The sequence below is a fragment of the Nocardia sp. CA-135953 genome, assembly GCF_050955735.1.
In the GTDB taxonomy this organism is placed as follows: Bacteria; Actinomycetota; Actinomycetes; order Mycobacteriales; family Mycobacteriaceae; genus Nocardia.
This window is the reverse complement of the sequence record NZ_CP192082.1, coordinates 2,662,612-2,688,199: the sequence shown is the minus strand read 5'-3', so window position 1 is coordinate 2,688,199 and position 25,588 is coordinate 2,662,612. Positions and strand designations below refer to the sequence as shown.

Genomic DNA, 25,588 nt, shown 5'->3' with positions numbered 1-25,588 from the left:
AACCCAGACGTGGATACCTTGCCGCTCCTCGCAACGAATGGCGCTTGGTATTATTAATATAATTCAGTTGAATGTGTGGCTTGTAAAGCCATCACAAACGCGTGACAGACGAACGGGGACCAGCCAGTGAAGTTCGACATCACGAGGGGTGCCGGACAGTGGGCACAGACCGCGGCACTCGCCCGCGCCGCTGCAGACGCCGGTGTCTCGGGCCTGGTCTTCACGGAGACGACGCAGGCGCCGTGGATGTCGGTGGCAGCCGCCGCGACCGTCGCTCCCGAACTGGAGTTCGCGACCGGCGTTGCCGTTGCCTTCCCTCGGAGCCCGATGGTCACGGCCGTCACCGCATGGGAGCTCGCTGCCAACACCCGTGGCCGCTTCCGGCTCGGCCTCGGCACCCAGGTCCGGGCGCACGTCGAACGCCGCTACTCCAGTGAGTTCGACCACCCCGGGCCCAGACTCAAGGATTACGTGCTGGCCGTGCGCGACTGCTTCGCGAGCTTCGACGGGAGAAAAAGCCTGAACCACGAGGGCCCGTACTATCGGCTGAGCCTGCTGCCGCAGGCATGGACACCCGCAAGGCACGACCACGGCGACATCAAGATAGACATCTCGGCGGTCGGCCCTTGGATGTGCCGGATGGCCGGCGAGGTGGCGGACGGAGTGCATGTCCACCCGCTGCATTCACTGCACTACCTCCACGAGCGTCTATTGCCCGCGGTCGGCGAAGGGTGCCTTCGTGCGGGGCGCTCCCCCGCCGAAGTCGACCTGATCGTGCCGGTGTTCATCGTGGCCGGGGACACGGCTGAGGAACGCGCTCCGCTGCGCCGGCGTGCTCAGGAACAGATCTCCTTCTACGGCTCGACCCGTGCCTATGCCTTCCAGTTCGACGACCTCGGGTTCACTGGACTCTCCGCGGCGCTCAACGAGCGGCTGAAAGCCAACGACCTCGATGGTATGCGCGATCTCATCACCGACGAGGTACTCGACGAGTTCGCCGTAGTGGGTCGCTGGGACGAGATCGCGGACACATTGACCGCCCGGTACGGCGGGATCGCGACCCGCCTGGTCAGCTATCTCGCTGAGGACTCGGTGCAGAAGGACCCGACGGCGATCGCCCGATGGGGAGAGATCGCGCGGGCGCTCGATCGTTGATGCCGACACCACGCAGCTCAGGGTAGGAGCCGCGACCCATCCACCTCCAAGGGGCCGGACCATCATTGTCGTCGAAACCCGTCCACAAGATATCGAGGTGGGTTCGGCCTTTGCGAAAGGGCAAACATGAACGACCGCGGCCAGAGCATCGCCGATACACCGGCGGCACCGAGCTGGTGGGTGTCCGACGGGCGTGGCGAACAGGAGACCGCCGCCGGCTACGGCGAGATGATGGACGCGATGCGCACATTGCAGGAACGGATCACCACCGCAGTGCCCGACGCAACGCTTGTCGCCGAGGTGACTCGTCACCTCGAAGACCTCAACCGTCGCCTCGAACCGAGCGCGGCAGGACACGAATGGGGCCGGTCAGGCGAGCTTGTCGGCAACGTCCTGGGGCGCGAGCAGACGCTGATTCCGCCGGTCGAGATCGTGGCGGAAGGCGAAACGTGGCTCGACGCGCGAATTCGCTTCGGTGACTACTACCGAGGCAGTAACGGTGCGGTCCATGGCGGCACCATCCCACTGGTGTTCGACGACGTGCTCGGGAGGCTTTCCCTGTCCGGCAACCGCCCGGTCGCGCGTACCGCGTACATGCACGTCGACTTCCGCAGCATTACGCCGGTCGGCCGACTACTTACGCTGGAGGCTCGATTCGAGCGCGAGGAGGGCCGGAAGCGTTGCGTTCGCGGATGGCTGCGCGACGGCGAGCGCCTGTGCGCGGAGGCCGAAGCGCTGTTCGTGCAATTGAGGCCCGGCCAACCTTGAGTCGGCGTGTGGTGTTGGACGGTTGAGCATCAGCAATGCGACGCCGTCGGAAACCTTCCGTGGGTTCGGGTAGCCAAGCGTAGGCCGGGCGGGTGCTCTGAGGACACGCGCGGGGTTCATGCCGACGTAGTTTGTCCTCAGTGATGGTTGCGCCGAGCATGCTGTTCGGCTGCCCACGCGGCCACCTGCACGCGCGAGCTGAATCCGAGCTTGCCGAGCAGGTTCACGACGTGCCCCTCGACCGTGCGAGGTGAGATCACGAACTTCGCCGCGATCTCCCGGTTGGTGGCCCCCTCGACCAGAAGATCGACGATCTCGCGTTCCCTACGGGTCAGCTGCGGTCCCTGCGGCCTGGCATCCTCATCCCCGGCCGAGCGCTCCTCGAACAGGGCGAACGCGACGTTCTCCGACATCGAGCCCTCACGACCCGCCTTGTGCGCCTCGGCGTACTTGGACTCCCCCAGTGCCCGCCGGGCCTCGGTCGCGCACCAACCATGGTTCTCGGCGGACAGCGGAGGAAGTGATGCATCGGTGCTACGCCACAACGTATCCGCGGCGCCGAGCAGCCGGGCAGCCCGTTCGTGTTCGCCCCGGGAGGCCGCAACCCAAGCCAGCGTCTCCACACACTGGACGGTACCGCGGGCATTGCAGAAACGTCGGTTGATCCGGAGTGCCTCGGTCGCCAGTGAAAAGGCCTCACCGATATCCCGCTCGAGCCAGCACAGGTTCGCCAGCTCCGACAGCGCCTCTGCGTTGTGCCACTGTTCCTGGTGCTCGTCGCTGATCGCGATCGCCTCCCGGCACAGCGCCATGCCCCCAGCCGCATCTCCGAGGTGGTACACCGCCACCCCCTTGTAGGACAGCGTGACCGCGAGGCCCATCGGGTCAGCGATGTCACGCAAGAGCATGAGCGCCTCATCATAGAGATCGATCGCCTCGCGCATCGCGCCGCGCGCCATCCGCGAGACACCGAGGTACGTGGTCGCCATGGCCTGCTCGTGCCGATTACCCAGGACACCGCCGAGCCGGACTGCCTCGTCGAGCAGTCGCTCCGCTGCTTCGGTCTCCCCTTGCTCCGCTGCACACCTGCCGTCGATCCAGAGCAAGGTGACCCGCCCGACAGTGGGCTCGCGGACGGCCTTGAGCACCCGTTCCATCCAGTGCCGCCCCTCTTGCAGTAACCCGGTCAGCAGTGCATCGCCACCAAGTGCATTCGCGAGGATCACCGCCGAGCGCTCGTCGACCGGGTCGTTGAGGGAAAAATCGACGGCGGCGCGCAGGTTGTCCCGCTCGGCGCGGTTCCAGGAGATGGATTGCTGCTGGGTCGCGCCGAACCACACGGGGTAGGAGTCGGCGATAACGTCGCGAAAGAAATCGCGATGCCTTCGCCGAAAGATCAGCTCAGCCCCGCTGTCGACGAGTTGCTCGCGGCCGAAGTCACGAATTGTCTCCAGCATCCGGTACCGGACATCGCCGGCATGCCAGATCGTCGCGACGATCGACTTGTCGACCAGCCGGGCGAGCACATCCAGCACGTCCTGTTGGGAGAGGCCGTCCCCCGAGCACACCGATTCCGCCGCGTACACACTGAAGCTGCCCGAGAATACGGTCAGCCGCGCCCACAACGTGCGCTCCTCGAGCGAGCACAAGTCGTAGCTCCAGCCGATCAGCGACACGATGCTGCGTTGCCGTGGGGCAGCCGACCGGCTGTCCGTCCGCAGCAACCCGTACCGCTCGTCGAGGCGTTCCAGAATCTGTTGGGGAGACAGGTGCCTCACGCGGGCCGCTGCGAGTTCCAGTGCCAGGGGCAGACCGTCGAGGCGCTGGCACAACTCGGCGATGGCGCCGACATTCTCGTCGGTGACCACGAAACGCGGCTCCGCCGCCTTTGCCCGGTCGACAAACAGCCGGCCCGCGTCGAAGCGCTCCACCGCCGACGCCCTCGCAACGCGTTCCGAGGGCTCGGGAAGGGACAGCGGCTGAACACGGAGGAGGCGTTCGCCGGTCACTTCGAGGGGCTGCCTGCTGGTGGCTAGGACCTTGAGTTCCGGACATGCCTTGAGCAGGGTGTCGACGAGTACCGCGCAAGAGTCGACGAGTTGCTCGCAGTTGTCGAGAACCAGCAACATCGCGCGGCCGACCAGCTGGTCGCTCAGCACCGCCGGCGCCCAGCGCGACGAACGGCCCTGCAGGCCAAGCGCCTCCGCGATCGTGGGGATCAGCAACTCGTCCTCGCGCACCGCGGAAATGTCGACAAACCAGGCGCCGTATTCAAAAGCCCGCTGGACCTCCGCGGCCGCTTGCAGCGCCAGCCGGGTCTTTCCGACTCCGCCGGGGCCGACCAGGGTGACCAGGCGTGACGACGACATGGCTTGTTTCACATCGACCAAGTCCTGACGCCGCCCGACGAAGCTGTCGAGTTGAGCGGGAAGGTTTCCCGCCGCTCCTTTCCACGCGGGCGCTGTCACCAAGTCCTCCTCATCAAAAACAGCTCCAGCGTACCCTCATTGCCTCGCTCGAAGCGCCGCTCCGGAGAGCCTGGTTCACGCTACCGCGCAGCGCGGGACCGCAGCGTGCGGCGGGCTCGCCGCGGGCGGGCGGGCGCGCCGTTACGTGCCGCCGTTTCCGATTGCCGGCACATGCCGCCGGTGATTCGGCCGGCCGAAGGCCACCATCGTGCTCGAGACTTGTCGAAATTCAGATCTGCCAGCCGGTACGACCGCGCGGGTGCGCGAGTTCTGGACCTGCTCGACCTCGGTGGGCGTGCGGTCGGTGTTGCTGTCGATGAGGCTACGAACCCGGTTTACCAGGTCTGCCGCGAGACAACCGCGGCTACACCCCGGCACCGCCGGTGTAGCCGCCGCCTGATCTCATTGCTACGCACAAGCTCGAATCGGAGTCGCCTCCAAATGGTCTCCTCCGGGTGTGAATGCGTAACTTGGGCAGTTCGGTGCCGTCGGCGCGGACGGTGTATCTATTCAACGTCAACGGCGACGCCGACAGGATCCGGTCCGGTACTGGTCAACCGAACGACCTTCATATAGCGTAATAAGATAGATGATTTGGATCGACAAGAGGTGGAGAGCGCGAGGGACTCGAACAAGGCGCGCACAGCGCGGCCTCCCGGCAGAACTTCCGTGACACCGGCCGACCGACTTCCGTTGCCACCTCACCTCTTCCGAGCATCAACGGCTACTAGAGCTGGCAACCGTAGCGCTCGGCGAGGATGCGACAGTCACCGGGAAGATCACCAGCTCGCTCCGCTGCAGCGCGCATACCTGCTCCCGCGTGCCGAGACCAGCTACGGCGGCAGCATTCGAATACAACGGAACATCATCGCCGAACGCTTGCTGGGGATGCCCAGGGAACCGCGTCCGGCGGGCAAGGAGAAAGAGATATGACCGCCCTCGATGCCGGTGCCCTGCTACTGCGAGTCATTGCCGGCCTGACAATGGCCGCACACGGCTATCAGAAGCTCTTCTCGGGCGGCCGGATCGCCGGCACCGGCCGTTGGTTCGACAGCCTGGGCATGCGGCCTGGGAGGCTGCACGCGGTGGCGGCGGCCGGAACCGAGGTAGGTGCCGGCCTGCTGCTCGCGCTCGGCCTGCTGACACCGGTGGCCGGTGCCGCGTTCGTGGCACTGATGCTGGTCGCCGGGTGGACCGTACACCGCGCCAACGGCTTCTTCTCCGTGAAATCCGGGTGGGAGTACAACCTCATCCTCGCGACTATCGGCGTCACACTCGGCACCACCGGTGCTGGCGCGTGGTCGCTGGACGGCGCTCTCGGACTGACAGTCATGTCCGGCGCCGTCGGCTTCCTGATCTCGGCTTTAGGCGGCCTGCTCGCGGGCGCCGCCCAACTGTTGATCTTCTACCGGCCCGCCGCCGCGTCGGCGCAGTGACGCCGGGCCGTGTGGGTGAGTGGTCGGGCCTGCCGGCCGACTACACAACCACCGCTGAAGCTCGCGCGAGGTGGATTCCCCTTGGGGCCGCTGACTGAATTCGCCACCGCCTCCAGTCGCCGGGCACAACCACCAACCCTGGATGGCGAGCACACCGATGCCGAGCTCCACAACTCGGGTTCGACGTGAGACCATCGCGGAGCTCCGCGGCCGTGAGGCTACCCGACACCGTGTTGGTCGGTTCCTCAGCCGACTGATTACGACCGACGAGAGCGAGATCCGATATGGACCAGTCCGACTTGGCCGACTTGGTGGCCTCGGCGCGTAGATTCGTGCGCGACAGGGTAGTGCCGCTCGAAGAGCGCATTGACGACGAGGACGTCATCCCAGCCGAAATCGTCCAGCAGTGCAAGAAAATGGGGCTTTACGGCTTCACCATCCCCGAGGAGTACGGTGGGCTGGGCCTTACAGCCACTGAGGAAGCCCAACTGGTCTTCGAATTGGGCTACACCACGCCGGCGCTGCGTTCTCTATTCGGCACGAACAACGGGATCGCGGGACATGTCCTTCTCGAGGGTGGCACTGACGAGCAGAAGACGCTGTGGCTGCCGCGGATCGCCTCGGGCGAGGTGACCGCATCGTTCGGCCTCACCGAGCCTGACGCGGGTTCCGATCCAGCTTCGCTGACCACAAGCGCCCGCCGCGACGGCACCGACTGGATTCTCAACGGAACAAAGCGCTACATCACCAACGCCCCGATGGCCGACGTGGTGATGGTGTTCGCACGAACCAACCCGGAGCAAAGGGGCAGTCGAGGAATCTCCGCGTTCTTGGTGCCGACGAACACGCCCGGGCTCTCCATCGGCCAGAAGGATCGAAAGATGGGGCAGGCGGGGGCCTGGACGGCGGATATTTACCTCGACGATGTGCGGGTATCCGGCGAGATGGTCGTCGGCGGCGATGCCGGTATCGACAAAGGATTCCAGACCGCGGCAAAATGCCTCGCACACGGCCGGATACACATCGCGGCACTGTGCGTAGGCATGGCCGAACGGCTGGTCGACGAATCGGTGTCGTTCGCGCGAACACGGCACGCCGGCGGCGCCCCCATCGCCCGGTTCCAGCTCGTGCAGGGTCTGATCGCGGACTCGATCACCGATCACCGAGCAGGCCGGGCGCTCGTTCTGGAAACCGCACGTGCCTACGACGACGGAACCGACAAGGTTTCCGGCCCCGCCGCGGCCAAGTACTTTTGCTCCGAGATGGTCTGCCGAGTGGCCGATCGCGCTGTCCAAGTCCATGGCGGCGCGGGTTACATGCGCGGGGTCGCCGCTGAACGCTTCTACCGTGACGCGCGCCTTTTCCGCATCTACGAGGGCACGAGCCAGATCCAGCAGGTGATCATCGCCCGTGGCGCACTCGGCGACGCCGCTCGCGCTGCGGGCTGAAGCATCCCGTCAGTAGCCGCCGTACAACCTCGTATTGCCAGCGCCTGAGACCGACGTCACCAGGCCGCGTTTCCGCTCTAGGTTACGGGCGAACTGCGTTCCGAATTGGAAGCGGACGCCCTACCGAATACACCAGGAGGTCACCATCGACGTCGAGCAGATTCTCCTAGCCGTCGGCGGCGGCGAACTGTCCGCCGTGCTGGCTGAGCCCGAGGGCCAACCGCGCGCTTTGGTGCTAGCGCTGCATGGCGGCGGTATGACCGCCCGCTATTTCCACGGCAGCGCGCACCCGGATCTGTCGCTTCTGACACTGGGCCAGAGCCTCGGCTTCAGCGTGCTCGCCCTCGACCGGCCTGGATACGGGCACTCCAGCGCCGCGTTTCCTGCTGGGCAGTCGCTGAGGGAGCAAACCACAACCGTGTTCGAAGCGCTCGATTCGTTCACTGCGACGCACCCCATCGGCGCCGGGGTGTTCATCGTGGGCCACTCAGTGGGGCTCACGCTGGCGCTGCATCTGGCCGCCGACCCGCGCGGCCGCGACCTTCTCGGCATCGACGGGTCCGGCGCGATCTGGCATTATCAGCCCGGCATCATACCGAGCGAAACCCCCCCTGACACCATCGCAGACGCATCGCCCAGCAACTCGCGCCACTCACGCGAAATCTACTGGGGAGCCGATAGCTTATATCCACCTGGGACATTTGAGCCTGGCGTACGGCCCACCGCTGCGGTTCCGGACACAGAGGCGCGCGAGTCCGCGAACTGGACTGCCGTCCTGCCGTCGATCGCGGCGGAGGTCCGGGTACCGTACCAGCTTTCCGTATCCGAATACGAGCGATGCTGGCGCTGCACCGACGCCGACCTCGCCGAATACAGGGCTCTGTTCCGCGCCGCGTCCGTGATGGAAATACGGCGTCACCCGGCTGCGGGGCACAACATAAGCCTGGGCTGGGCTGCCCGTTCTTATCACCTCGCGGCATTCGCGTTCGCCGAACGATGCCTGTACGCATACCGGAAACCGGCTCTGATGTAACGAGGACGGCTCAACATGTGCGGCGTCGAGGATGGCGCAGTCGCGTCGATAGGCGCGATAGTCGTGGAACAAACCGACCACTGCGTCTCGATCGCCGCTGCAATTGAACTGAACCGTCCTCGCGTTCGCCGGGATTCGCGAGCTCGCCCCCGACCTTCTAAGAGGCTGCGGCGCCCGAATACGCGGCCGTCAGCGGACAGTGCTCAACGTCGAGCGCAACGTAAACGTCTCCCCGCGGATCCCGCACCGAGACGTCGACACCAGGGAGCGCAGCCAGGCGCGCCAAGGCACGGCGAGCGAGGCCCGGCTGAACATCGAGCCAAACGGAGAGTTCTTCCAGCGTGATCTCGAGTATGGGCAGATCCCAGTCGAGCATGAGGTTCACTATCCCGGTCGCCGGCGCCCACTCGATCTCGAACCGGGCGTGCTCGGCGACCCTGCTGGCGTCGACACTGACGACGTAGTCAACCGGATCGAGCCCGAGGACTGCTCGGCGGGCGCTCGCGACGTCGCCATATCCCAGCTCGGCGAGATCGACCAGCGAGGTATTCAACCGACTGTCTCGGGTATTGCTGAGCCAGCGATCGATTCCCTTCATCTCGGCCGCGAACCTCCACGACACGACATCACTCAGCCCCTGCATGACGACGCTGTTCATCAGGATCAACTCCTCTTGGTATTGCATTTTCGACGCGGATTCTCGGCGTGGCCACGGCTGGCGGAGCGCACTCGAGCACCTGGTGCACCCCACCGCGGATAGCTGAGCGATCCTGGCCACACGATGCACGACCCCGGATCTTCCGCTAGGAACACGCCTGACCAACGGCGTAGCTCGGCCATGTCCCTCCAACCTGCGACTGTCACAACCGCTGGCTGCCACAATGCCCGCGATGTGGGGCACGCCACATCCGTGAAGCCACGTGGATTCACTACGTGGTTTTCGGGGGGCGTCAGCTATACGCTGCTCGCGGCCGGTTGGGTGCTATCGATGAAACCCCGATCCGGGTAACCCCGATCCGGCGACGCTCCGCACACGCGAAGCGGCCGAGGTCTGCCTACCTGCGACAGGGGGCAAATCTCCGCCATTTGTCCCACTGCCACAGACGCGCGGCCTGCAGACCTCACGCAGAACATCTGTCGCCTGCAGCCCATCGAAGGGCCGATCTCCTCGCCGCTCAGGCGTGGGCGGGCCGCGCCCCGGGCATCCAGTGGATCTCGACAAGAACGTGTAGAGGGCTTCGCGGAACGACGTCCGGCGCGGTCAATTGCAACTACCGTTGCAGGGACGGACGGGCTGACTTCACCACCGGGGTCGCGACAGCCAGGAACTTTCCGCGTTGGCCCCCACGCTTGGGCACTCAGGGCCTTCTCCCCACCGAGGATGAGGCCCTCGTTGACGACATTCTCTCCGATGGCACTGCATGGCGCCCTCGCACTGAACGAGCCTGCGGCGACCACGGTATTCCCGCGCGACCACCGCGCGCCGTTACAGTTAGATTATTGACTTATTCACCCCACTGAGCTTCGCTTGCAATGTTGTTTAGCTTTTAGCTCCGTTATCGACTGCAAGCTAAGGGGAACGCGCGTGCGAAATAGTAAGGTAATCCTGGCCTTGGTGGTGGCCCTGTTGATCGGGATGGAGGTGGCAGCTTGCGGCTCGAGCAACGGAGGGTCGGGGGGTAGAGCGGGGAATTCGTCGTGGACCATCGGCGCGATCGCCGGTTGCAGCGGAGGACAGGCATCGTCGTTGGGCGGGACCTGCAAGACGATGCAGGCCTGGGCTCAGTCGGTGAACGATGGGGGCGGCATCAACGGGCACAAGATCAACTTGATCGTGAAGGACGACGGCGGCAATCCCACGACGGCCAGCACGATGATTCACGAACTCGTCGAGCGCGACCACGTGATCGCGATCGTCGGCGATTCGAGCAATGTGAGCGGAACTTGGGCCTCTTACGTCGACGCTAAGGGCATTCCGGTCGTGGGCGGCTTCCCCACGGCGTCTCCGTTCACGAACGACCCCAATTTCTACAGCATCGGCGCCAACTTGGTGACAATCCAGTACGCAACGATGCAAGAGGTTGTCAACCACGGCTACAACAAGTTCGGGTTCCTCTACTGCGCTGAAGCACCTACCTGCGCGCAAGCGGTCCCAGTGATGCAGGCGGCGGCGAGTCTGGCAGGTGTGAGCGTTGTGTCGGAGAAGGTCGCGGGCACCGCGCCGGATTTCACCGCCCAGTGTCTCGAGATGAAGAATGCCGGCGTGCAGGCTTTCGAGGTCGGCTCGTCGACCGACGTCGCGATCCGCGTACTGGATGCCTGTCGGGCGCAGGGCTTACAAGCGCCGCTGAATGCGAACGATGGCACAGTCACAACCGACTGGGTGAAGAACAAGAATACCGAGGGAATGTTTGGTGCAGAGCTCACCGCTCCGTGGTTCTACACCCAACTTCCGGCGATCCAGCAGTATCACGACGCGGTGAAGAAGTACGCCCCCGACGTTTACAACAGCTCGCAGTTCGGTTCGAACACCACCTACATGTGGATCGCCGGAAAGCTGTTCGAGGCGGCGGCGAAAGCAGGCAACCTGGGCGCTAACCCGACGTCACAGGACGTCAAGCGCGGCTTGTACGCTCTCCAGGGCGAGACACTCGAAGGTCTGACGGCGCCATTGACCTACACCGAGGGAAAGCCGTCGGTCAATCCTTGCTACTTCCCGATCGAAATCCGGAACAGCCAGTTTGTCGCACCCAACGGTGCCACACCGACCTGCATTCCACAGGATAAGCTCGCTCCGCTGGTGAACAGCCTCGGCGGCTGAGCGACACCCTCGCCATAGGTGCGATCAACAAGGTCCAGACCTTTTCGACGCCCACCCGAGAACCGGGCCTGCCAGGCGCAGATCAATAGGACTAGGTGGGGGTCCAGCGAGGCTTGGTCTGCGTACCGTCGAGCATACGGCCGCCACCCACCTGAAGACTCTCCCGCTCTTGTCGGCGGTACAGGTGCATCCCCCGTCTGCAGCTATGAGCGTGCGGGAAGGGTATCGGCGCTCGCCAAGTCCAGTGAGCGCCGTCAAGGGGAAGTTCACAGACTGTTGCAACTTCGCAACTCGGCGCGCTCGGCGATCGCTGTGGGAACAGCACAGCCTCTTGTCCGTCGCAAACACCGCTCCCAGTCGTCGCGGGACGCCTTCAGGGCTGGTGCCGGTCGAGACGATCACCTCGCCCGGCACCGGGCAATCCTCGTGAACCAGAAAGCGGGTGCTGATGCCACTTCCTCCGGTTGCCCGCGGATCTTCTTGCTAATGCCGTTTGCCCACCGAATTCCACTTCGGCGCCGGACCTCGTCATCTCCGGCGAGCCTGGTGAACGCCGGAGAACAATCGCGTTCACCTTGATTCTGCGAGCTGCCTGGTTCTTCGCCAGCTTCGCCGCTCTCAACCTCACTGTCATCGACAGGACCGAAAGTCAGGCTTCGGCTGATCAAGGCCCGTAGATCAAGAGCTTGAAGGCACACCGCATCATCAAAGTCGATATAATTAGATTATTGACTTATACGAGCGGCCAGGGTTTTACTTGCGTGTGTTCAGGTCGAGCCTGATCCTCAACGGTGAGCTAAGGGGCCACGTATGCGAAGTAAAAGGTTTTTGGTGCTGGCGTGTGCCTGGGTGGTGGCGGTGGGGGTCACGGCGTGTGGTTCTGGTGGTGGGGGTGATGCGGGTGGTCCGGCCTGGAATATCGGGGCGATCGGGAACTGTACCGGTGTGTTCGCGCAGGGGCTGGGTGGTACGTGTAAGACGATGCGGGCGTGGGCGCAGTCGGTGAACGAGGCCGGTGGTATCAACGGTCACAAGATCAACATGATCGTGAAGGACGACGGCGGGAACGCGACGACGTCGAATACGATGATTCGCGAGCTCGTGGAGAAAGAGCACGTGATCGCGATCGTGGGTGACTCGAGCAACTTCAGCGGTACCTGGGCGTCCTATGTCGATGCCAAAGGCATTCCGGTGGTGGGTGGGCTGACCGCGATATCGCAGTTCGCCACCGACCCCAACTTCTACAGTGTCGGCACCAATTTGGTGGCGATGAGCTATGCCACGATGCAAGAAGTCGTCAACCACGGTTACAACAAGTTCGGGTTCCTCTACTGCGCTGAAGCACCGGCATGCGCCCAGGCGGTGCCGCTGGCAGAGGCCGCGGCCAAACTGACCGGGGTGAGCATGGTCTCGGAGAAGGTCGCGGGCACCGCACCGGACTTCACCGCCCAGTGCCTGGCCATGAACAACGCCGGCGTGCAGGCTTTCGAGGTCGGCGCGACGACCGACACCACGATCCGCGTGCTCGACGCCTGCCGAGCCCAAGGCGTCCAAGCCAGGCTCAACGCCAACGACGGCTCGATCTCACCCGAATGGGTCAACGACAAGAACACCGAGGGCATGTTCGGCACCGAAGTCGTGGCGCCGTGGTTCTACACCCAACTCCCCGCGATCCAGCAATACCACGACGCGCTGAAGAAGTACGCCCCCGAGGTGTACAACAGCCCCCAGTTCGGACCGAACACCACCCCCTCCTGGGCCGCCGGGAAACTGTTCGAGGCAGCGGCCAAAGCAGCCAACCTCGGCGCCAACGCCAAACCCGAAGACGTCAAACGCGGCCTCTACGCCCTCAAGGACGAAACACTCGGCGGCCTGACCGCACCACTGACCTACACCGAGGGAAAACCATCGGTCAACAACTGCTACTTCCCCATCGAAATCCACAACAGCCAATTCATCGCACCCAACGGCGCCACCCCCACCTGCATCCCACAAGACAAAATCACACCACTACTCAACAGCCTCGGCGGCTGACCGATATCGGTAAGGCCGATTCCTCATTCCATCCGATCTGGGCAGGATCTGCCCAGATCGGATGGGGGTCAGGCCAGGGCTACGTCACGTCGACCTTCACGTAGTCGATCATGGTGTTCTCGTCTCAAGAATATGGAGATTGCGGCGTCTACATTTACGAGCGTGCCCGATCTTCAGGGCAGGTGAAGTGCGCACGGGAGGTTCCCGGCGAAGGACACCACTCGATTACAGGGCCAACCACACAAAACACGAATAGGTAGGGCTGTCGCTGATGACGGACGAAAGATCCTTGAATATTCGAAACCGATGGTCGGATTCCGCTCGCGAAACAATGCACGCGACTTACCGATTCTGGGTAGCCAACCGGCGGCCGCCGAACCTGCTGGATCTCCATCAAGCGACCGGACTCGAGTACAACGAACTTCGTCGTGCGTTTCGCGAACTGCAGGGCGGCTTCGCCTGTTCCGTCCAGGACACGCATATTCAGCTTTCGGTCCTGCGCATGGTGCCCTTCTCGGCAACGCCGACCCCGATCGCCGCGTATCTTAAGGATGAGTTTCTGTGCTACCTCGGTTGTCCGGGGGAAATGATGAGTGCGGGACTCATGCCGTTGCTGGAAAATGACGTCCTGACCATCCGGTCGTACTGCGAATGCTGCTTTGAGCCGATCAACCTCGAGATCAAGCAGCAGACAGTGCTCTCCGCCGATCCCGCAGAACCTCTCGTGGTGGTGACCGGAGCGCCGTGGTCATGGGAGCGGGGCGTCGTCTGCGATCTCGTATGCGACAACTTCCACTTCGTCCTCAACCGCGAGCACGGCGAGCGCTTCGAACGTCAGCACGGCCGGCGCGGCACGTACCTCAGCCTGGAGCAGTTGGCCAGGTCCGGCACTGCTGAGGTGGGCCGACGCCGAATGCGTGACCCCAACGACGGTCCGATGATGCTGGACGCGGACGCGATGGTCACCCACTTCGAGGCGGTAGGTGTCGACGTCTCGGAGTGGAAGTCGAACACGTAACAGGACGTCGACCTCGGCTCGCGGTTATCAGCCGAACAGCAGATGTAGTGCCCGGCTGGACGGACGCCCGCACAACGGAATCACGCTATGGCAGGCAGGATGTCGCCGAGTTGCTCGACACCGACTACGAACCGCTGCCTGCCCCCTTGGCGACCCTAAAGCCACCCTGGCCGGGGAGATACCTTGCCCTTCCCCGGAACATGGGTCCGACGTGCTGACGAGCCAGAAGCCGCGACGACGGAAATTTCGGCGAATGCGAGGTGACCGTCTCGCCGGGAGATCATCAACCAGCACGTCCCGCGGGTCCTCCGCTCCGCGAAGTGCCAACGGTTGTTGACGCTGGACACCTAGCCCAATATATAGTTAGAATATTGCAGTATTTGCGCTGGAGTGGACTCCGGCGTGCGGTGGCCGATTTGAGAGGACGTGGCAGAACCGATGCAGATCAAGGCGGGAACCCGTTGCCGCAGCCAGGTATGCGAGACCCAGCTGATCGTGGTGCGACCATTGCCCGGCGACATGGACCTGACCTGCGGCGGCCACCCCATGATCGACTACAACGGACAACCTACCCCCGGGCTCACCCCGAAACCGGGCGCTGACGCCGGGACCACCCTCGGCAAGCGCTACACCGACGCCAGCGGTCGACTGGAGGTCCTGGTAACCAAGACCGGGACGGGCACACTCGCGCTGGCCGGCGAACCCCTCACGCTCAAAGAAGCCAAACCCCTCCCAGCCAGCGACTGACTGGAACATCCTGACTCGGTGCACACGCAGCTCCCGCCTGACCGGGCGCTTCCGAGCGCAATCGCCCGAGGACAAAGAGTTGTCTTTCAACAGATCTAGCCCTTAACGCGAAGGGCTGAACCGTCGAACTTATCTAGTAGCAGCGGTTCGTGGTCGGGGTCAGCTGCCTCGTGGCATGCAGCAAGACACCGGGCGGGCCGAATCGTGAACCGTCCGCTTGGTGGGGTTGCTGGTTTTGGAGCACCTCGATGAATACGAGTCGCCCGTACGGGTGCGGCGAAGACATCACGAATCTACCGCAAAGCCTGCCACCGGCAGGGCTCACAGCGCGATATCGCAGATGCGTACGAAATTGATGGCCCATGCCTGGGATTCGGCACGCACCTACGGGGGAAAATCCGACCCGATCGACGCCCTCGCTATCGCGAGAGGCTGCCCCGCGTGAACCCGATCTGCCGGCGGCCCGGCTCGATGGAGTCCAAACGCGAGATCCGACTTCTCGTCGACCACACGGAGGACATCGTCGTCACGAACGCACCCGTGTGATCGCGCGGCTGCGCTGGCATCTGCACGAACAGGATCCGGGCTGGGTGCCGCCAGGCAAGCTCGAACGCGCCAGCGCATACGCCCGCGTCACACTCCACCTGGCCTAATTCGACGGACTCGTCGCCCCCTGGCGGTGACCCTGGTCGAGCACTGCCGACGGCTCACCACTGAGATCGACGAACTGGCCGACGAAATCGGCCAGTGGATCCATCAGGCGCGCCAGCAGTGCTGGCAGTCGTCGGCTGCGCGGACCTGACCGCGGCGAAGATCATCGGCGAAACCGCCGACGTCGACCGCTTTCGATCCAAGGACGCCTTCTCCCGCCACAAACGGCAGCGGACTATTACCGGTATGGTCATCCAACCGCTCGCGACATCGCTTGTCCCGCACCGGAAACCGGCACTCAACGCAGCACTCCACCGCATCGCCCGCACACAGGCACACTGCCCCCGGACGCACGAACACTGCTGGCCAGCCGCAAAGCCAAAAAGGAGACGGCGACGAAGCACTCGGATGCTCGCACGCCGACTCCCCGATTTCATCTACCGCCCCCATGTGACCGACCTGAACCACCAACCAGCCCCCAACTGCTCGGACAGTGCGCAGTTCCCTGGAGAACCTCGCCGCCGACCCCGGTTATGACCGAGATGGCGGCGAGGCAGTCAGCGGTTGATCGACGAGCCCGATTCTTACTCGAGTTCCAGGGACAGCTCGAGGTGTTTGATGCCGCGAATCAGGTTGGACGTCAACGGGATTGTCGGTCCGGCGCGCTTGATCGTCCGCACTCGCTTGGTGAGTTCTTGCAAGAAGGCGGTGATCTCGAGGCGGCCCAGCCCGTGTCCTAGGCAGAAGTGGGGTCCCCCGCCTCCGAAGGCGAGATGGGGATTCGGACTGCGCGTGATATCAAACTGGAACGGGTCCCGGAAGACTTCCTCGTCACGGTTCCCCGACATAAACCAGATGGTGACCGACGAGCCCGCGGGGATCTGTTGGCCACGGATTTCGACGTCCTCCGTCGTGGCGCGTCGGAAATATGCCAACGGTGACGACCATCTGAGTATCTCTTCAACAGCCGTCGGCATCAGGCTCGGATCGTCCTTGAGTGCCGCGTACTGTTCAGGATATTCGACGAACCGATCCAGACCGTGCAAGATTGCAGTGCGCGTTGTTTCGTGCCCAGCGGTGAGGAGCAGGAGCATAATCGACATGACTCGCTCGTCCGATATGTGTTTGCCTTCGAACTCGGCCTGAGCGAGCCCGGTCATCAAATCATTTTTCGGCGAGGCTCTGCGTTCCCGGGCGAGGGCGAGCCCATATTCTTGAAGATTTTGCCTCGCCTTGTTCGCGCTTGCCAGATCGGGTGCAAGTTCAGGGTCGGCGAAGCCAGTCGCAACATTCGCGTCGTGGTACAGCTGATTGAAGTCTTCGCGCGGTACTCCGAGGACATGCGCGAGCACGCCCATCGTGAAGACACCAGCAAGGCCTTCGACGACGTCCATCTCGATCTCAGAACCGTCGCCCTGCAAGAATCTGTCGAAGACAGCGGATGCCACTTCTTGGACAGGTTCTTGCATCGTGTTGACAGCGTTTCGATGGAACGCCTGCTCGATGAGGCCCCTATACACGGTGTGCTCAGGCGGGTCCATCGTTACCAGATGCTTATCGAGGGCCAGGAGCGGCTCTCGCTCCTCGGCCGTAAGCCCGACGTTTCCCCCGTTGTCAAGGTCCGAGCTGAAGACCTTCGAGTTGCGGCTGATCGCTCTGATGTCCGCATGCTTCGAAATAACCCAAAAACCCGGCCCGTTCGGTTCGGGGTGACGATAAACCGGAGCATGCTCACGCAAGTATGCGAACCATGGATCCCCTGCTCCGGAAATAAGTGCGTCCGTATCGAGCAGGTTGATTTCGCCTAAATCCATCCCTAATTCCTCCAGCTGGCGCCGTTGCCAGGAGTAGCAACGCCTGTGTTTGTTACTAGTTGGCTGGCGCAGTCTGGTATGCCTGGCCTAGCACTGTTACGCACGACGAAACTCAGTTTTCGTGAACGGAGTACCGCGCGATGAGGTCTTGCGAGAGCGGGAAATCGAACAACTTCTCCGCATTAGCATGAGTGATCTTACGAGTGACCTCGGGATCGAGATCATCGAACAACTCCTTACACGCAGCCTGAGTGTTCGGCCACGGCGAGTCACAGTGCGGATAATCGCACTCCCACAAAATATTGTCGACACCATTGTAATCGCGAGTCGACAACCCCCACGGCTCCTCGATCATACAAAAATACATGCTCCGCTTGCAGATCTCACTCGGCAGCGTCTCATCCATCTCCGTCCAATACCGATGCCGCTCCCACTGACGATCAGCCCGCTCCAACGCAGCAGGCAACCAACCGATATCCCCCTCGGACCACACATACTTGATATCAGGAAACTTCCGCGGAACCGGACTACACATCATATTCACAGCGTTATACGCAGCCGAAGTGAACGCAGTCGCGATCGAAACCATCGGATTCATATCCGGATCGAAATCGACCTTCGCCCCCGAAGAACCGATATGCATACACACCGGAATCCCAGCATCCTGAACAGCAGCGAACAACGGATCCCAATGATCACCATGCAACCCCGGCTGCCCGATCGCAGCCGGATCCTCCACCCAACACAACGCCTTCGAACCCAACCCGACCGTCCGCTCGACCTCCGCCGCAGCCAACGCCGGATCCCACACCGGCACGATCGTCATCGGAACAAACATATCCGGCGCAGCCGCACACCACTCATCGAGAATGAAATCATTCCACGCGCGCACACACGCCAGCGCCAGATCCTTATCCTTGAAAGAACCGAACTTACGCCCACCGAACCCCGGCAACGTCGGAAACGCAACCGAAGCGAAGATCCCGTTCGACAGCATGTCCCGACGACGCTCCTCCGGCTTATAACAACCAGGAATCATATCGGTGAAACGCGACGGCTCGGTCCCCCACTCCTGCGGAGGCTTCCCAGCAACAGCATTCAAACCCATCGTGGTCTCCCGAGTCCCGTCATACACCCAGAACTCACGACCACCCTCCTCAACAACATGAGGAATCGCATCACCAAACTTCTTATCCACCCGCGACGTCCACACATCAGCCGGCTCCACGATGTGGTCATCGACGCTGAACAACGTATACATCTTCGCCTCGAACCCCTTTCGGATACCTGTTTCCGCAGGATACCAGTGTAGGTGTTAAATTTATCTAATTTCAATAATTCATCTATGATGATCTTGCGCCAGCAGGGCGCTGCATAGGACGAATGGGCGCAACCGCACCCTCCCACGCCCGGTACAGAACCTCGGTTTCCCCAAATTGTCTGCGCCAGAACGGAACTCGACATGGCGACGTCGAATGCAACCAGATGATCGACTTGCGCGACAGTGAGCCCACCTGGTCACCCGAAGGTGCAGCGCCACAGACCGATTTCCGTGCCCGAACTGCCGCGGATCGGCCGTCACGTGACGCTCGAGCCGGAGCCAGGGCGGCGAGCACGCCGAGTCAGATCAAACATCGGCGTCAAGGGGTGGCAGCCCGGTAGGCGGAACCGCCGTCGGATCCTTTCGACGTCAACAACCACAGCACTACACTCCGCAATGAGTGCAATATCATAACTATATCCGGAGACGACGGACGCCGCAAGCGTGAACTACCTAGTGATAGGCCGTCTCGGCAGCTGCCCACCGTGAGGTTCCCCTGGGCACGTAACACGGTCCACTACGAGATCGATGATGTGGTGACGGCCGCGGCGCCTTGCGAGCGATACTTCGTCGTGCTGACCAGGCGGTCGTAGCCGGTCAGCTACAACACCGTTCTATCGATCACCCACTGGTGGCGGCGAAGCCCGTCGGCAGACTCGATTCCCTTGCGAGCGACACGAACAACGCTGCGCACCCAGTCGCGTAGTCCCGGCGACCGCTATCTGTGGCTGGTCGAGCAGATGCGTCGCGCCGGATACGACGACCACCAGCTCGCCTCGACGATGAGCTTCGCGGTGGAGGATGTCTTCGTCACCGCGATCTTCGCGCTGGCGTGTGAGCTGATCGCAGGCTTTGTCCGCGTGCAGCTTGCTCGGCATACCCTGCCGCAAGCCACGCGGTGTCGCACCGCCGGGATGACCTTCACCAGCGCTTTGAGCGCCTGCGACGCATGAAGGTTCGGCGGCCGAAACCGCCGACGCCAGTGGGATTCCCGCCCGGTCGAACAGGATGTGCCGCTTGGAGCGGGGCTTGCCGCAATCGGTCGGATTCGAACGGAGCAGCCCCGCCGCCCTGCGGGCGCGAGCTGAACTCAGGAAACAACGGCTCAGCTCCCCCGAATCGCCCAGCACCAACCGTTGCGACAACGCATTCACCACGGCCGAACATCATGCGGCACAACCCATCTCAACGCAGCAGAACCGAACTGAAACATATAGGGGCAAGGTCTGAGACCGCCTAGGTCCCGCGATCCGATGATGCCTTGCCTCGATGGACGCGCATGCTCGACTCCGACCGGCGTGGGGAATGCGTCGCTGAGTATCGGGACAGATTGGCCCGCGACGACGCATTCAGGTATAACTTTTAAACGATAATGCTATCGCGAGAGAGGACGACATCGGTGAAGGTGATCACATCGATTGCTGATGCCGTCGCGTCGGTGGGGCAACTGCTCGGTGTCAGCGATTGGAAACAGATCGACCAGAAGCGTATCAACGCGTTCGCCGACGTCGCCGAGGATCACCAGTGGATCCATGTCGACGTCGGCCGGGCAGCGGCCGAAAGCCCCTACGGGGCGCCCATTGTGAACGGCTTCCTGACACTGGCGCTGATTCCGGTGCTGTGTCAGCAGACCTACAGCGTCGAGAACCGCAAGATGGGGATCAACTACGGGCTGAACAAGGTGCGCTTTCCCGCACCGGTTCCGGTCGGAAGCCGTGTCCGGGTGCGCTCAGATCTACTTGCTGCCGAGAAGGTTGCCGACGGCGTCGTCGATCTCACCATCCGCAACACCGTCGAGCTCGACGGTTCCGACAAGCCGGCCGCTGTGGCCGACATGATCACGAGAGTACTTTTCTGACATGCGCATTCGTGTAGACAATTCCAGGTGCGACGGCCATGGCCAGTGCTATGTCATCGATTCGGACCTGTTCCCACTGGACGATTCCAACCACTCGAGCCTGCAGGATCACGAGGTCAAGCCCGAAGATGAGCAGAAGGTACGCGCGGCCGTCGATGCGTGCCCGGCGATGGCGCTGATCTTAGAAGAGGACTGAGTTGGCGCTGATGAACCATGCGCCTGGCGATCTCGTTGAACCACCGGCGAGGACGCTGGAGGGGTAACCCGTCTGCCGTTCGACATGAGATCACCGTCGACGAGCCGAATTCTGCGGCGTGGCGTGATCGTGCCGCGCGGGCGCCACTCGAGAACCGTGTCTGCGAGCTGCGCGCCTGAAACAGGCCACCGTCACGACGACCGAGATCGTCTTACAGACTCGCGCGGTAAGTCTTGGCGCAAAGTCAGGCTACGACGTGATCGGGCTGGATGTGGACGATCACCCGCTCGACGTTCCGTCTCTGCTCATGGGGGTAGGTGTCCAGACCTGGGGACTTGTGCGCCAGCGGATCCAGGAATCCCTTCCCAGGATCTGGCTCGATCTTGATGACACGGCTGCGGACTTCCAAGTAGCGATAGAGGTCATCACGATCGAGCATCGAGACCGACACGTGCGGATCCCGCTGTATGGGATGTTGCGGTATTTCTATCGGTGAGATGAGTAGTTGCCCGTTTACGGCCTTGAAGTCGAAGGCCGCGCTGCGCACCCAGCTCACGAAATCCGGTCGGCAAAGCTGCGCGCCGCCAGCGTGGTCATCCGCGCCATCGAACGGCACTGTTCTCGCCAGCGGCGCTGGCGCAACCTCACCCATATCCTCGCGGACTACTTCAACCAGGGCATTCGTGCCAATGAAACCCTGTCGGCTGCCACGGCAACCGGTCAGCAGGACCGAACCGCTGCGGGCAAGGGCCGCCATGAGCGCGCCGGTCAATGAACAGGCGGCGACTCTCAACAAGGAGCCGTCGTTCGAACCGGGCCAGATGGCCGAAACCCTGGGCGCTGCTGGCCTCCGACGGCACCGCCGCCATCACCGGCGCGTCGATCGCCATGGATCACGCTCTTCCCCGGGCCGTGAAGCCTCCCGCTGACATCTGTCGATTCGACACACAGCGGACATCGAGGTGAGCATGGAGCTGTCATCAAAGCTTTGCTGTCGGAGGCGCCCGTCCGGGTGACAACGGCAATCGTGGAACGTGGCCCTGAGAACTGCTGCGAACCGTAATCGAGGAATCGAGTCCATCATCGCTGCCCGCGATGTATGAAAACACCGCCGACAGGCTCGAGATCGACGCGCCTTCCATTCTGAAGACTCGTAAGGGCCGAGGGCATCGCAGGCCACCGTCAGCGACCTCGCTACTTGGATAGGAAAACGATCGAGCTCCTTCCCGCGATCGGTTTGCGGGAAGGAGCTCGACCTGATTCAGCCTGGGGAAGCTGCTCGCCTTGTGGGTGCAGCCACTCCTAGCTCTACATCGGCAATGGCCGGTGGATTGCCTTCATCTCGAGGAAGGACTCGAGACCCTCGCGACCCTGTTCGCGGCCGATACCGGACTCTTTGAATCCACCGAACGGGGCAGACGCTTCCATCGACCACGTGTTGATGCCGAAATTGCCCGTCCGGACCCTGTTGGCGAAGAACGCGCCGCGTTCGGGGTCGTTTGTCCAAACGCTGCCAGACAGGCCATACGGCGAGTCATTCGCGATCGCCAGGGCCTCAGCGTCATCACGGTAGGGAATGACTGTGAGGACAGGTCCGAAGATCTCCTCCTGCGCAATGCGCATGTCATTTGTCGCATCGGCAAACACGGTCGGCTGGAGGTAGAAGCCGCGGTCGAGATCTGCAGGCCGGCCACCTCCGGTCGCGACGCGGGCGCCGGATTGCTTTCCGCTTTCGATGTATCCTTCGACAACCGAACGGTGGCGCGCGTTGATGAGCGGGCCGACGTTAGTAGCCGGATCGTGTGGATCGCCCACGGCGAGGGAGGCGAATCCGGCCGCGAGCGCCTCGACGATTTCGGCATATCGCGACTGCGGTGCGAGCAGCCTGCTCTGCAGTGCGCATGCCTCACCATTGTTTCCAGCGGTTCCGAAGATGAGTCCCGGCAGTGACGCGGTGAGGTCGACATCGTCGAGCACGATGGCAGCGGACTTGCCCCCGAGCTCGAGGCTGACCCGCTTGAGGTTTTGGGCACACAGAGTCGCGATGATACGACCGGTCGCGGTGCTGCCCGTGAAGCTGACCTTGTCGATCTTCGGATTGGTGACCAGGGACGAGCTCACTTCTGGCATCGCGGGCAAGATGTTGACGACGCCAGGGGGCAGACCGACTTCTTCGAGGACCTCCGCCAGCATGAACGCGTGCAGCGGTGTTTCCTCGGCCGGCTTGAACACGACCGTGCACCCTGCCATCAGCGCGGGGGCCAGTTTCATGAAGCCGATCGACAACGGGGAGTTCCAAGGAGCGATCGCTGCGACGACGCCCACCGGCTCCTTGTGGACGATGACGTCGGCGTACTGGCCGGGGCGGGGCTCATCGAACAAGTAGTTCTCGGCAAGCTCGGCCTGAGAGGCAGAGATTGCTACAGCCCCGTCGACGGTCCCCCAGATCGTGGTCGGCAGACCAGTCTCGTCGACGATGACACGTCCGATTTCCTCGCGCCGCTCTTCGAGGCCTTTTGCGATGCGCCGCAGATAATCTGCTCGCTCGGCGCCCGACATATGGGGCCACGGGCCGTTGTCGAACGCCTGGCGAGCCGCGTCGGCCGCTGCTTCGACGTCGGCCTCGTTCGCCAGTGGCACCGACCCGACGACTTCCTCAGTGCTCGGCGATATAACTTCCAGCTTTTGTGCTGATGCCGACGGTACCCATGAGCCGCCGATAAATAGCCGGTCGAACTCTTTCACGGCTGTCCTTTCATGTCGTAATCGTGCGCTGTTGTCCTCTATGAACGAGATTCAGAGCTCAACGTGCTGTACGCGCCGACTCGCTTTGCGTCTCGCGTGAGGCCCAGCCGGGGAGGATGTCTCCTCATGGAGATGCCGTAATCGGCATCCAAATCGCACCAAGGCGCATCCCCTGCTTGTCCCGGGCTGTGCTCAACTCAGGGGTTGTAGTGATGAGCCGTGGCTCTTTCGCTTGCGTCAAGCGACGCAGGACCAACGCTAGACGAAAAGCCGGACTGAAGTCAAACATGTACTCAGTACGGCAATGGTACGATTTTTCATATGCGACATGGAGCGGATGGGCGCGGTGAGAGTCTTGGACTGCGCGAGAGAAAGAAGGTGCGTACACGTCGCGCGATTCGAGAGTCCGCGATGCGACTGTTCGCCGAATACGGCTACGACAACGTCACGGTGGACCAGATTGCCTTCGAGGCCGAGGTAGGTAGGACTACGTTCTTCAGTTACTTCGCGTCGAAGGACGCGACCATCTCCGAGCCCGACCCTGACGACGTCGCTTTTTGGGGTGAGCTGCGCGCCCAGCAGCCGCACAGCAGCCCATTGTGGGATGCGCTGGTCACGGTCCTGCTCGAAGGCTTTCGGTCGATGGAATCGTCGTTCGCGGTCAAGCGACAACTTCTGGCGGCGGACCCAACGCTCGCCGATGCACTCGCGAAGGCCACCCAGTGGATCGCGCGTGATCTGCGAGCTTGGGTCGATGCGCGGACTTCCTTGGAGGAACGGCCGTTGGCACGCCTCCAACTGTCGATAGCGCTCGCTGCGATCGAAGCAGCCTACGAGGAGTGGGCAACCGACGAGCAGTTCAGCGTCTTTCTCGCCCGATCCGGGGAGAACCTTCGGCTCGCCGGGAGCGGGGTCGAACGATTGCCGTTGTGCTACTCACCGGTATAGCCCCGAGTGCGGTTCGTGCACAGGGGCGACCGCACGATCGGTTCCGCTACATCACCAACCGGGTCACCGATCATCAACAGGGGATCCGGTGGTCAGCGGGGACGCCAAGAAGAAGGAATCGATCGGCCGCTACAGCAAGGGCGGGGCCGAATCGCGGCCGTCCCTTGGTCGATATCCGCGACTTTCTCCACGCCGAACTGGGCAAGGCGATCCGGTACAGAATCTACGACCTGACCGGAGATCCATGTGAGCAGCATGGTGATCGCTCCCGACGTCCAGCCAGGCCAATCGTACCGCCGAGCGAACATAGAAGAAGCCGGCCTCGCTGCCGCGCAGGGGAAAGCCGCACGCGCACAATCACACTGGCGACGCCGTCTCAACGGCATAACCAAGTACATGGTCGACAACTCCGAGAAACTCGTCGACGTGCTCGCATGACACGACCACGCCCACGACGCAAGATCGAGTAGAATTCTCAATTCGAGAGAAACTATCGCGAGCATCGGGAGTTGTTGTGAGCACACTGCGAGAGCGGAACCGCCTGCGTACCCGCGACGACATCGCCACAGCCGCGATCACCCTATTCGAGCAACACGGCTACGAGGCTACGACCACCGAGCAGATCGCGAAGGCTGCAGGTGTGTCGGTCGCGACGTATTTCCGGCATTTCCCCAGCAAGGAAGACGTCCTGTTCGCCGACGAGGACCGCTCCGCCGCGGCGATGGTGGAGCGGGTGTCCGAACGAACGGACCGCTCGGTATCGGTGTCCGCCCTCGCTGAACCCGTCGCCGCGTTCGCCGTGGACCTCGAGGACGAGCGAACCTTCCGGCTCACCCATCTGGTCATGACGAACCGGCAGTTGGAACCCCGAAGCCTGCGGATGCGCCTGCGCTGGGAGCGCGAGGTCTCCCGCCGGCTCGCGGCCGAGCAAGGCCGCGCCGAGCCCTCCCAGGACGACTCACTGGTCGCCTCGGTCGCGATCACCTGTCTCGCCACCGCCCTCCGCTTCTGGGACAAGACCAGCTCGTCGACCGGGCTCAGCGACCTGGTACGGCACATGTTCGTGCGCTGCGCGCAAGTCATCGACGAGGACGGACAGTCCGGTCAGCGCAAAGTTTCGGCCTGAC

At 62.9% G+C, this 25,588-nt stretch carries 20 protein-coding genes and 1 pseudogene; 15 read left to right on the top strand and 6 right to left on the bottom strand.

All coding sequences use genetic code 11. The annotated features are described in order from the left end of the window. Window positions 1-126: 126 nt before the first annotated feature. Window positions 127-1,155, top strand: coding sequence for a TIGR03617 family F420-dependent LLM class oxidoreductase (locus ACQPXH_RS12275; RefSeq protein ID WP_433602453.1), 1,029 nt, complete (start codon window positions 127-129; stop codon window positions 1,153-1,155). Between the two features lie 126 nt (window positions 1,156-1,281). Next, complete coding sequence (locus tag ACQPXH_RS12270; protein WP_433602452.1) at window positions 1,282-1,923, top strand: PaaI family thioesterase; 642 nt, start codon at window positions 1,282-1,284, stop codon at window positions 1,921-1,923. A gap of 137 nt (window positions 1,924-2,060) precedes the next feature. Here ACQPXH_RS12270 and ACQPXH_RS12265 read toward each other — a convergent pair whose 3' ends face one another. Beyond that, window positions 2,061-4,292 (bottom strand): ATP-binding protein, encoded by a 2,232-nt coding sequence (locus ACQPXH_RS12265; RefSeq protein ID WP_433603426.1) that lies wholly within the window; start codon window positions 4,290-4,292, stop codon window positions 2,061-2,063. Between the two features lie 1,028 nt (window positions 4,293-5,320). Between ACQPXH_RS12265 and ACQPXH_RS12260 the strand changes: the two genes are divergently transcribed. The 3 genes from ACQPXH_RS12260 (at window position 5,321) to ACQPXH_RS12250 (ending at window position 8,308) form a co-directional block, all read left to right on the top strand. Further along, a complete protein-coding gene (locus tag ACQPXH_RS12260) occupies window positions 5,321-5,827 on the top strand; it encodes a DoxX family protein (RefSeq protein WP_433602451.1) in 507 nt (168 codons plus the stop codon). A gap of 284 nt (window positions 5,828-6,111) precedes the next feature. Next, on the top strand, window positions 6,112-7,275 hold the full coding sequence (locus tag ACQPXH_RS12255) for an acyl-CoA dehydrogenase family protein (RefSeq protein WP_433602450.1): 1,164 nt from the start codon (window positions 6,112-6,114) through the stop codon (window positions 7,273-7,275). Window positions 7,276-7,471: 196 nt separating this feature from the next. Then, on the top strand, window positions 7,472-8,308 hold the full coding sequence (locus ACQPXH_RS12250) for an alpha/beta hydrolase (RefSeq protein ID WP_433603425.1): 837 nt from the start codon (window positions 7,472-7,474) through the stop codon (window positions 8,306-8,308). A gap of 157 nt (window positions 8,309-8,465) precedes the next feature. Here ACQPXH_RS12250 and ACQPXH_RS12245 read toward each other — a convergent pair whose 3' ends face one another. Then, on the bottom strand, window positions 8,466-8,966 hold the full coding sequence (locus ACQPXH_RS12245; protein WP_433602449.1) for a hypothetical protein: 501 nt from the start codon (window positions 8,964-8,966) through the stop codon (window positions 8,466-8,468). Between the two features lie 927 nt (window positions 8,967-9,893). On the opposite strand from ACQPXH_RS12245, the gene ACQPXH_RS12240 reads away from it, so the two are divergent. The 4 genes from ACQPXH_RS12240 (at window position 9,894) to ACQPXH_RS12225 (ending at window position 14,928) form a co-directional block, all read left to right on the top strand. Beyond that, window positions 9,894-11,129 (top strand): ABC transporter substrate-binding protein, encoded by a 1,236-nt coding sequence (locus ACQPXH_RS12240; RefSeq protein WP_433602448.1) that lies wholly within the window; start codon window positions 9,894-9,896, stop codon window positions 11,127-11,129. A gap of 810 nt (window positions 11,130-11,939) precedes the next feature. Further along, complete coding sequence (locus ACQPXH_RS12235) at window positions 11,940-13,163, top strand: ABC transporter substrate-binding protein (RefSeq protein WP_433602447.1); 1,224 nt, start codon at window positions 11,940-11,942, stop codon at window positions 13,161-13,163. 331 nt (window positions 13,164-13,494) lie between these two features. Beyond that, on the top strand, window positions 13,495-14,181 hold the full coding sequence (gene merB, locus ACQPXH_RS12230) for an organomercurial lyase (protein WP_433602446.1): 687 nt from the start codon (window positions 13,495-13,497) through the stop codon (window positions 14,179-14,181). 438 nt (window positions 14,182-14,619) lie between these two features. Then, the gene (locus ACQPXH_RS12225) at window positions 14,620-14,928 is read left to right on the top strand and encodes a hypothetical protein (protein WP_433603424.1); all 309 of its coding nucleotides are present in this window, start codon (window positions 14,620-14,622) and stop codon (window positions 14,926-14,928) included. A 1,235-nt stretch (window positions 14,929-16,163) separates the two neighbouring features. On the opposite strand, the gene ACQPXH_RS12220 is transcribed toward ACQPXH_RS12225, so the two are convergent. Both ACQPXH_RS12220 and ACQPXH_RS12215 read right to left on the bottom strand, forming a co-directional pair. Next, window positions 16,164-17,393 carry a cytochrome P450 gene (locus ACQPXH_RS12220; RefSeq protein WP_433602445.1) on the bottom strand — a complete coding sequence of 410 codons (1,230 nt, stop codon included), beginning with the start codon at window positions 17,391-17,393 and terminating at the stop codon, window positions 16,164-16,166. Between the two features lie 112 nt (window positions 17,394-17,505). Then, the gene (locus ACQPXH_RS12215; RefSeq protein ID WP_433602444.1) at window positions 17,506-18,654 is read right to left on the bottom strand and encodes an amidohydrolase family protein; all 1,149 of its coding nucleotides are present in this window, start codon (window positions 18,652-18,654) and stop codon (window positions 17,506-17,508) included. 773 nt (window positions 18,655-19,427) lie between these two features. Between ACQPXH_RS12215 and ACQPXH_RS12210 the strand changes: the two are divergent. The 3 genes and pseudogenes from ACQPXH_RS12210 to ACQPXH_RS12200 all read left to right on the top strand — a co-directional run. Then, window positions 19,428-19,562: pseudogene (locus ACQPXH_RS12210) on the top strand (glucosylglycerate hydrolase); the annotation flags it as partial. A gap of 551 nt (window positions 19,563-20,113) precedes the next feature. Next, complete coding sequence (locus ACQPXH_RS12205; RefSeq protein ID WP_433602443.1) at window positions 20,114-20,572, top strand: MaoC family dehydratase; 459 nt, start codon at window positions 20,114-20,116, stop codon at window positions 20,570-20,572. Between the two features lies 1 nt (window position 20,573). After that, window positions 20,574-20,768, top strand: coding sequence for a ferredoxin (locus ACQPXH_RS12200; RefSeq protein WP_433602442.1), 195 nt, complete (start codon window positions 20,574-20,576; stop codon window positions 20,766-20,768). 244 nt (window positions 20,769-21,012) lie between these two features. Here the strand turns inward: ACQPXH_RS12200 and ACQPXH_RS12195 are convergent, their stop codons facing one another. Both ACQPXH_RS12195 and ACQPXH_RS12190 read right to left on the bottom strand, forming a co-directional pair. Further along, on the bottom strand, window positions 21,013-21,564 hold the full coding sequence (locus ACQPXH_RS12195) for a hypothetical protein (protein ID WP_433602441.1): 552 nt from the start codon (window positions 21,562-21,564) through the stop codon (window positions 21,013-21,015). 512 nt (window positions 21,565-22,076) lie between these two features. Continuing rightward, window positions 22,077-23,513 (bottom strand): aldehyde dehydrogenase, encoded by a 1,437-nt coding sequence (locus ACQPXH_RS12190; protein WP_433602440.1) that lies wholly within the window; start codon window positions 23,511-23,513, stop codon window positions 22,077-22,079. A gap of 411 nt (window positions 23,514-23,924) precedes the next feature. Between ACQPXH_RS12190 and ACQPXH_RS12185 the strand changes: the two genes are divergently transcribed. From ACQPXH_RS12185 to ACQPXH_RS12175, 3 genes are all read left to right on the top strand, one after another. Beyond that, window positions 23,925-24,461, top strand: coding sequence for a TetR/AcrR family transcriptional regulator (locus tag ACQPXH_RS12185; protein WP_433602439.1), 537 nt, complete (start codon window positions 23,925-23,927; stop codon window positions 24,459-24,461). A 246-nt stretch (window positions 24,462-24,707) separates the two neighbouring features. Beyond that, entirely contained in the window at window positions 24,708-24,899 is a 192-nt protein-coding gene (locus ACQPXH_RS12180) for a hypothetical protein (RefSeq protein ID WP_433602438.1), read from the top strand. Between the two features lie 76 nt (window positions 24,900-24,975). Then, window positions 24,976-25,587, top strand: coding sequence for a TetR/AcrR family transcriptional regulator (locus tag ACQPXH_RS12175; protein WP_433602437.1), 612 nt, complete (start codon window positions 24,976-24,978; stop codon window positions 25,585-25,587). The last annotated feature ends 1 nt before the right edge of the window (window position 25,588 follow it).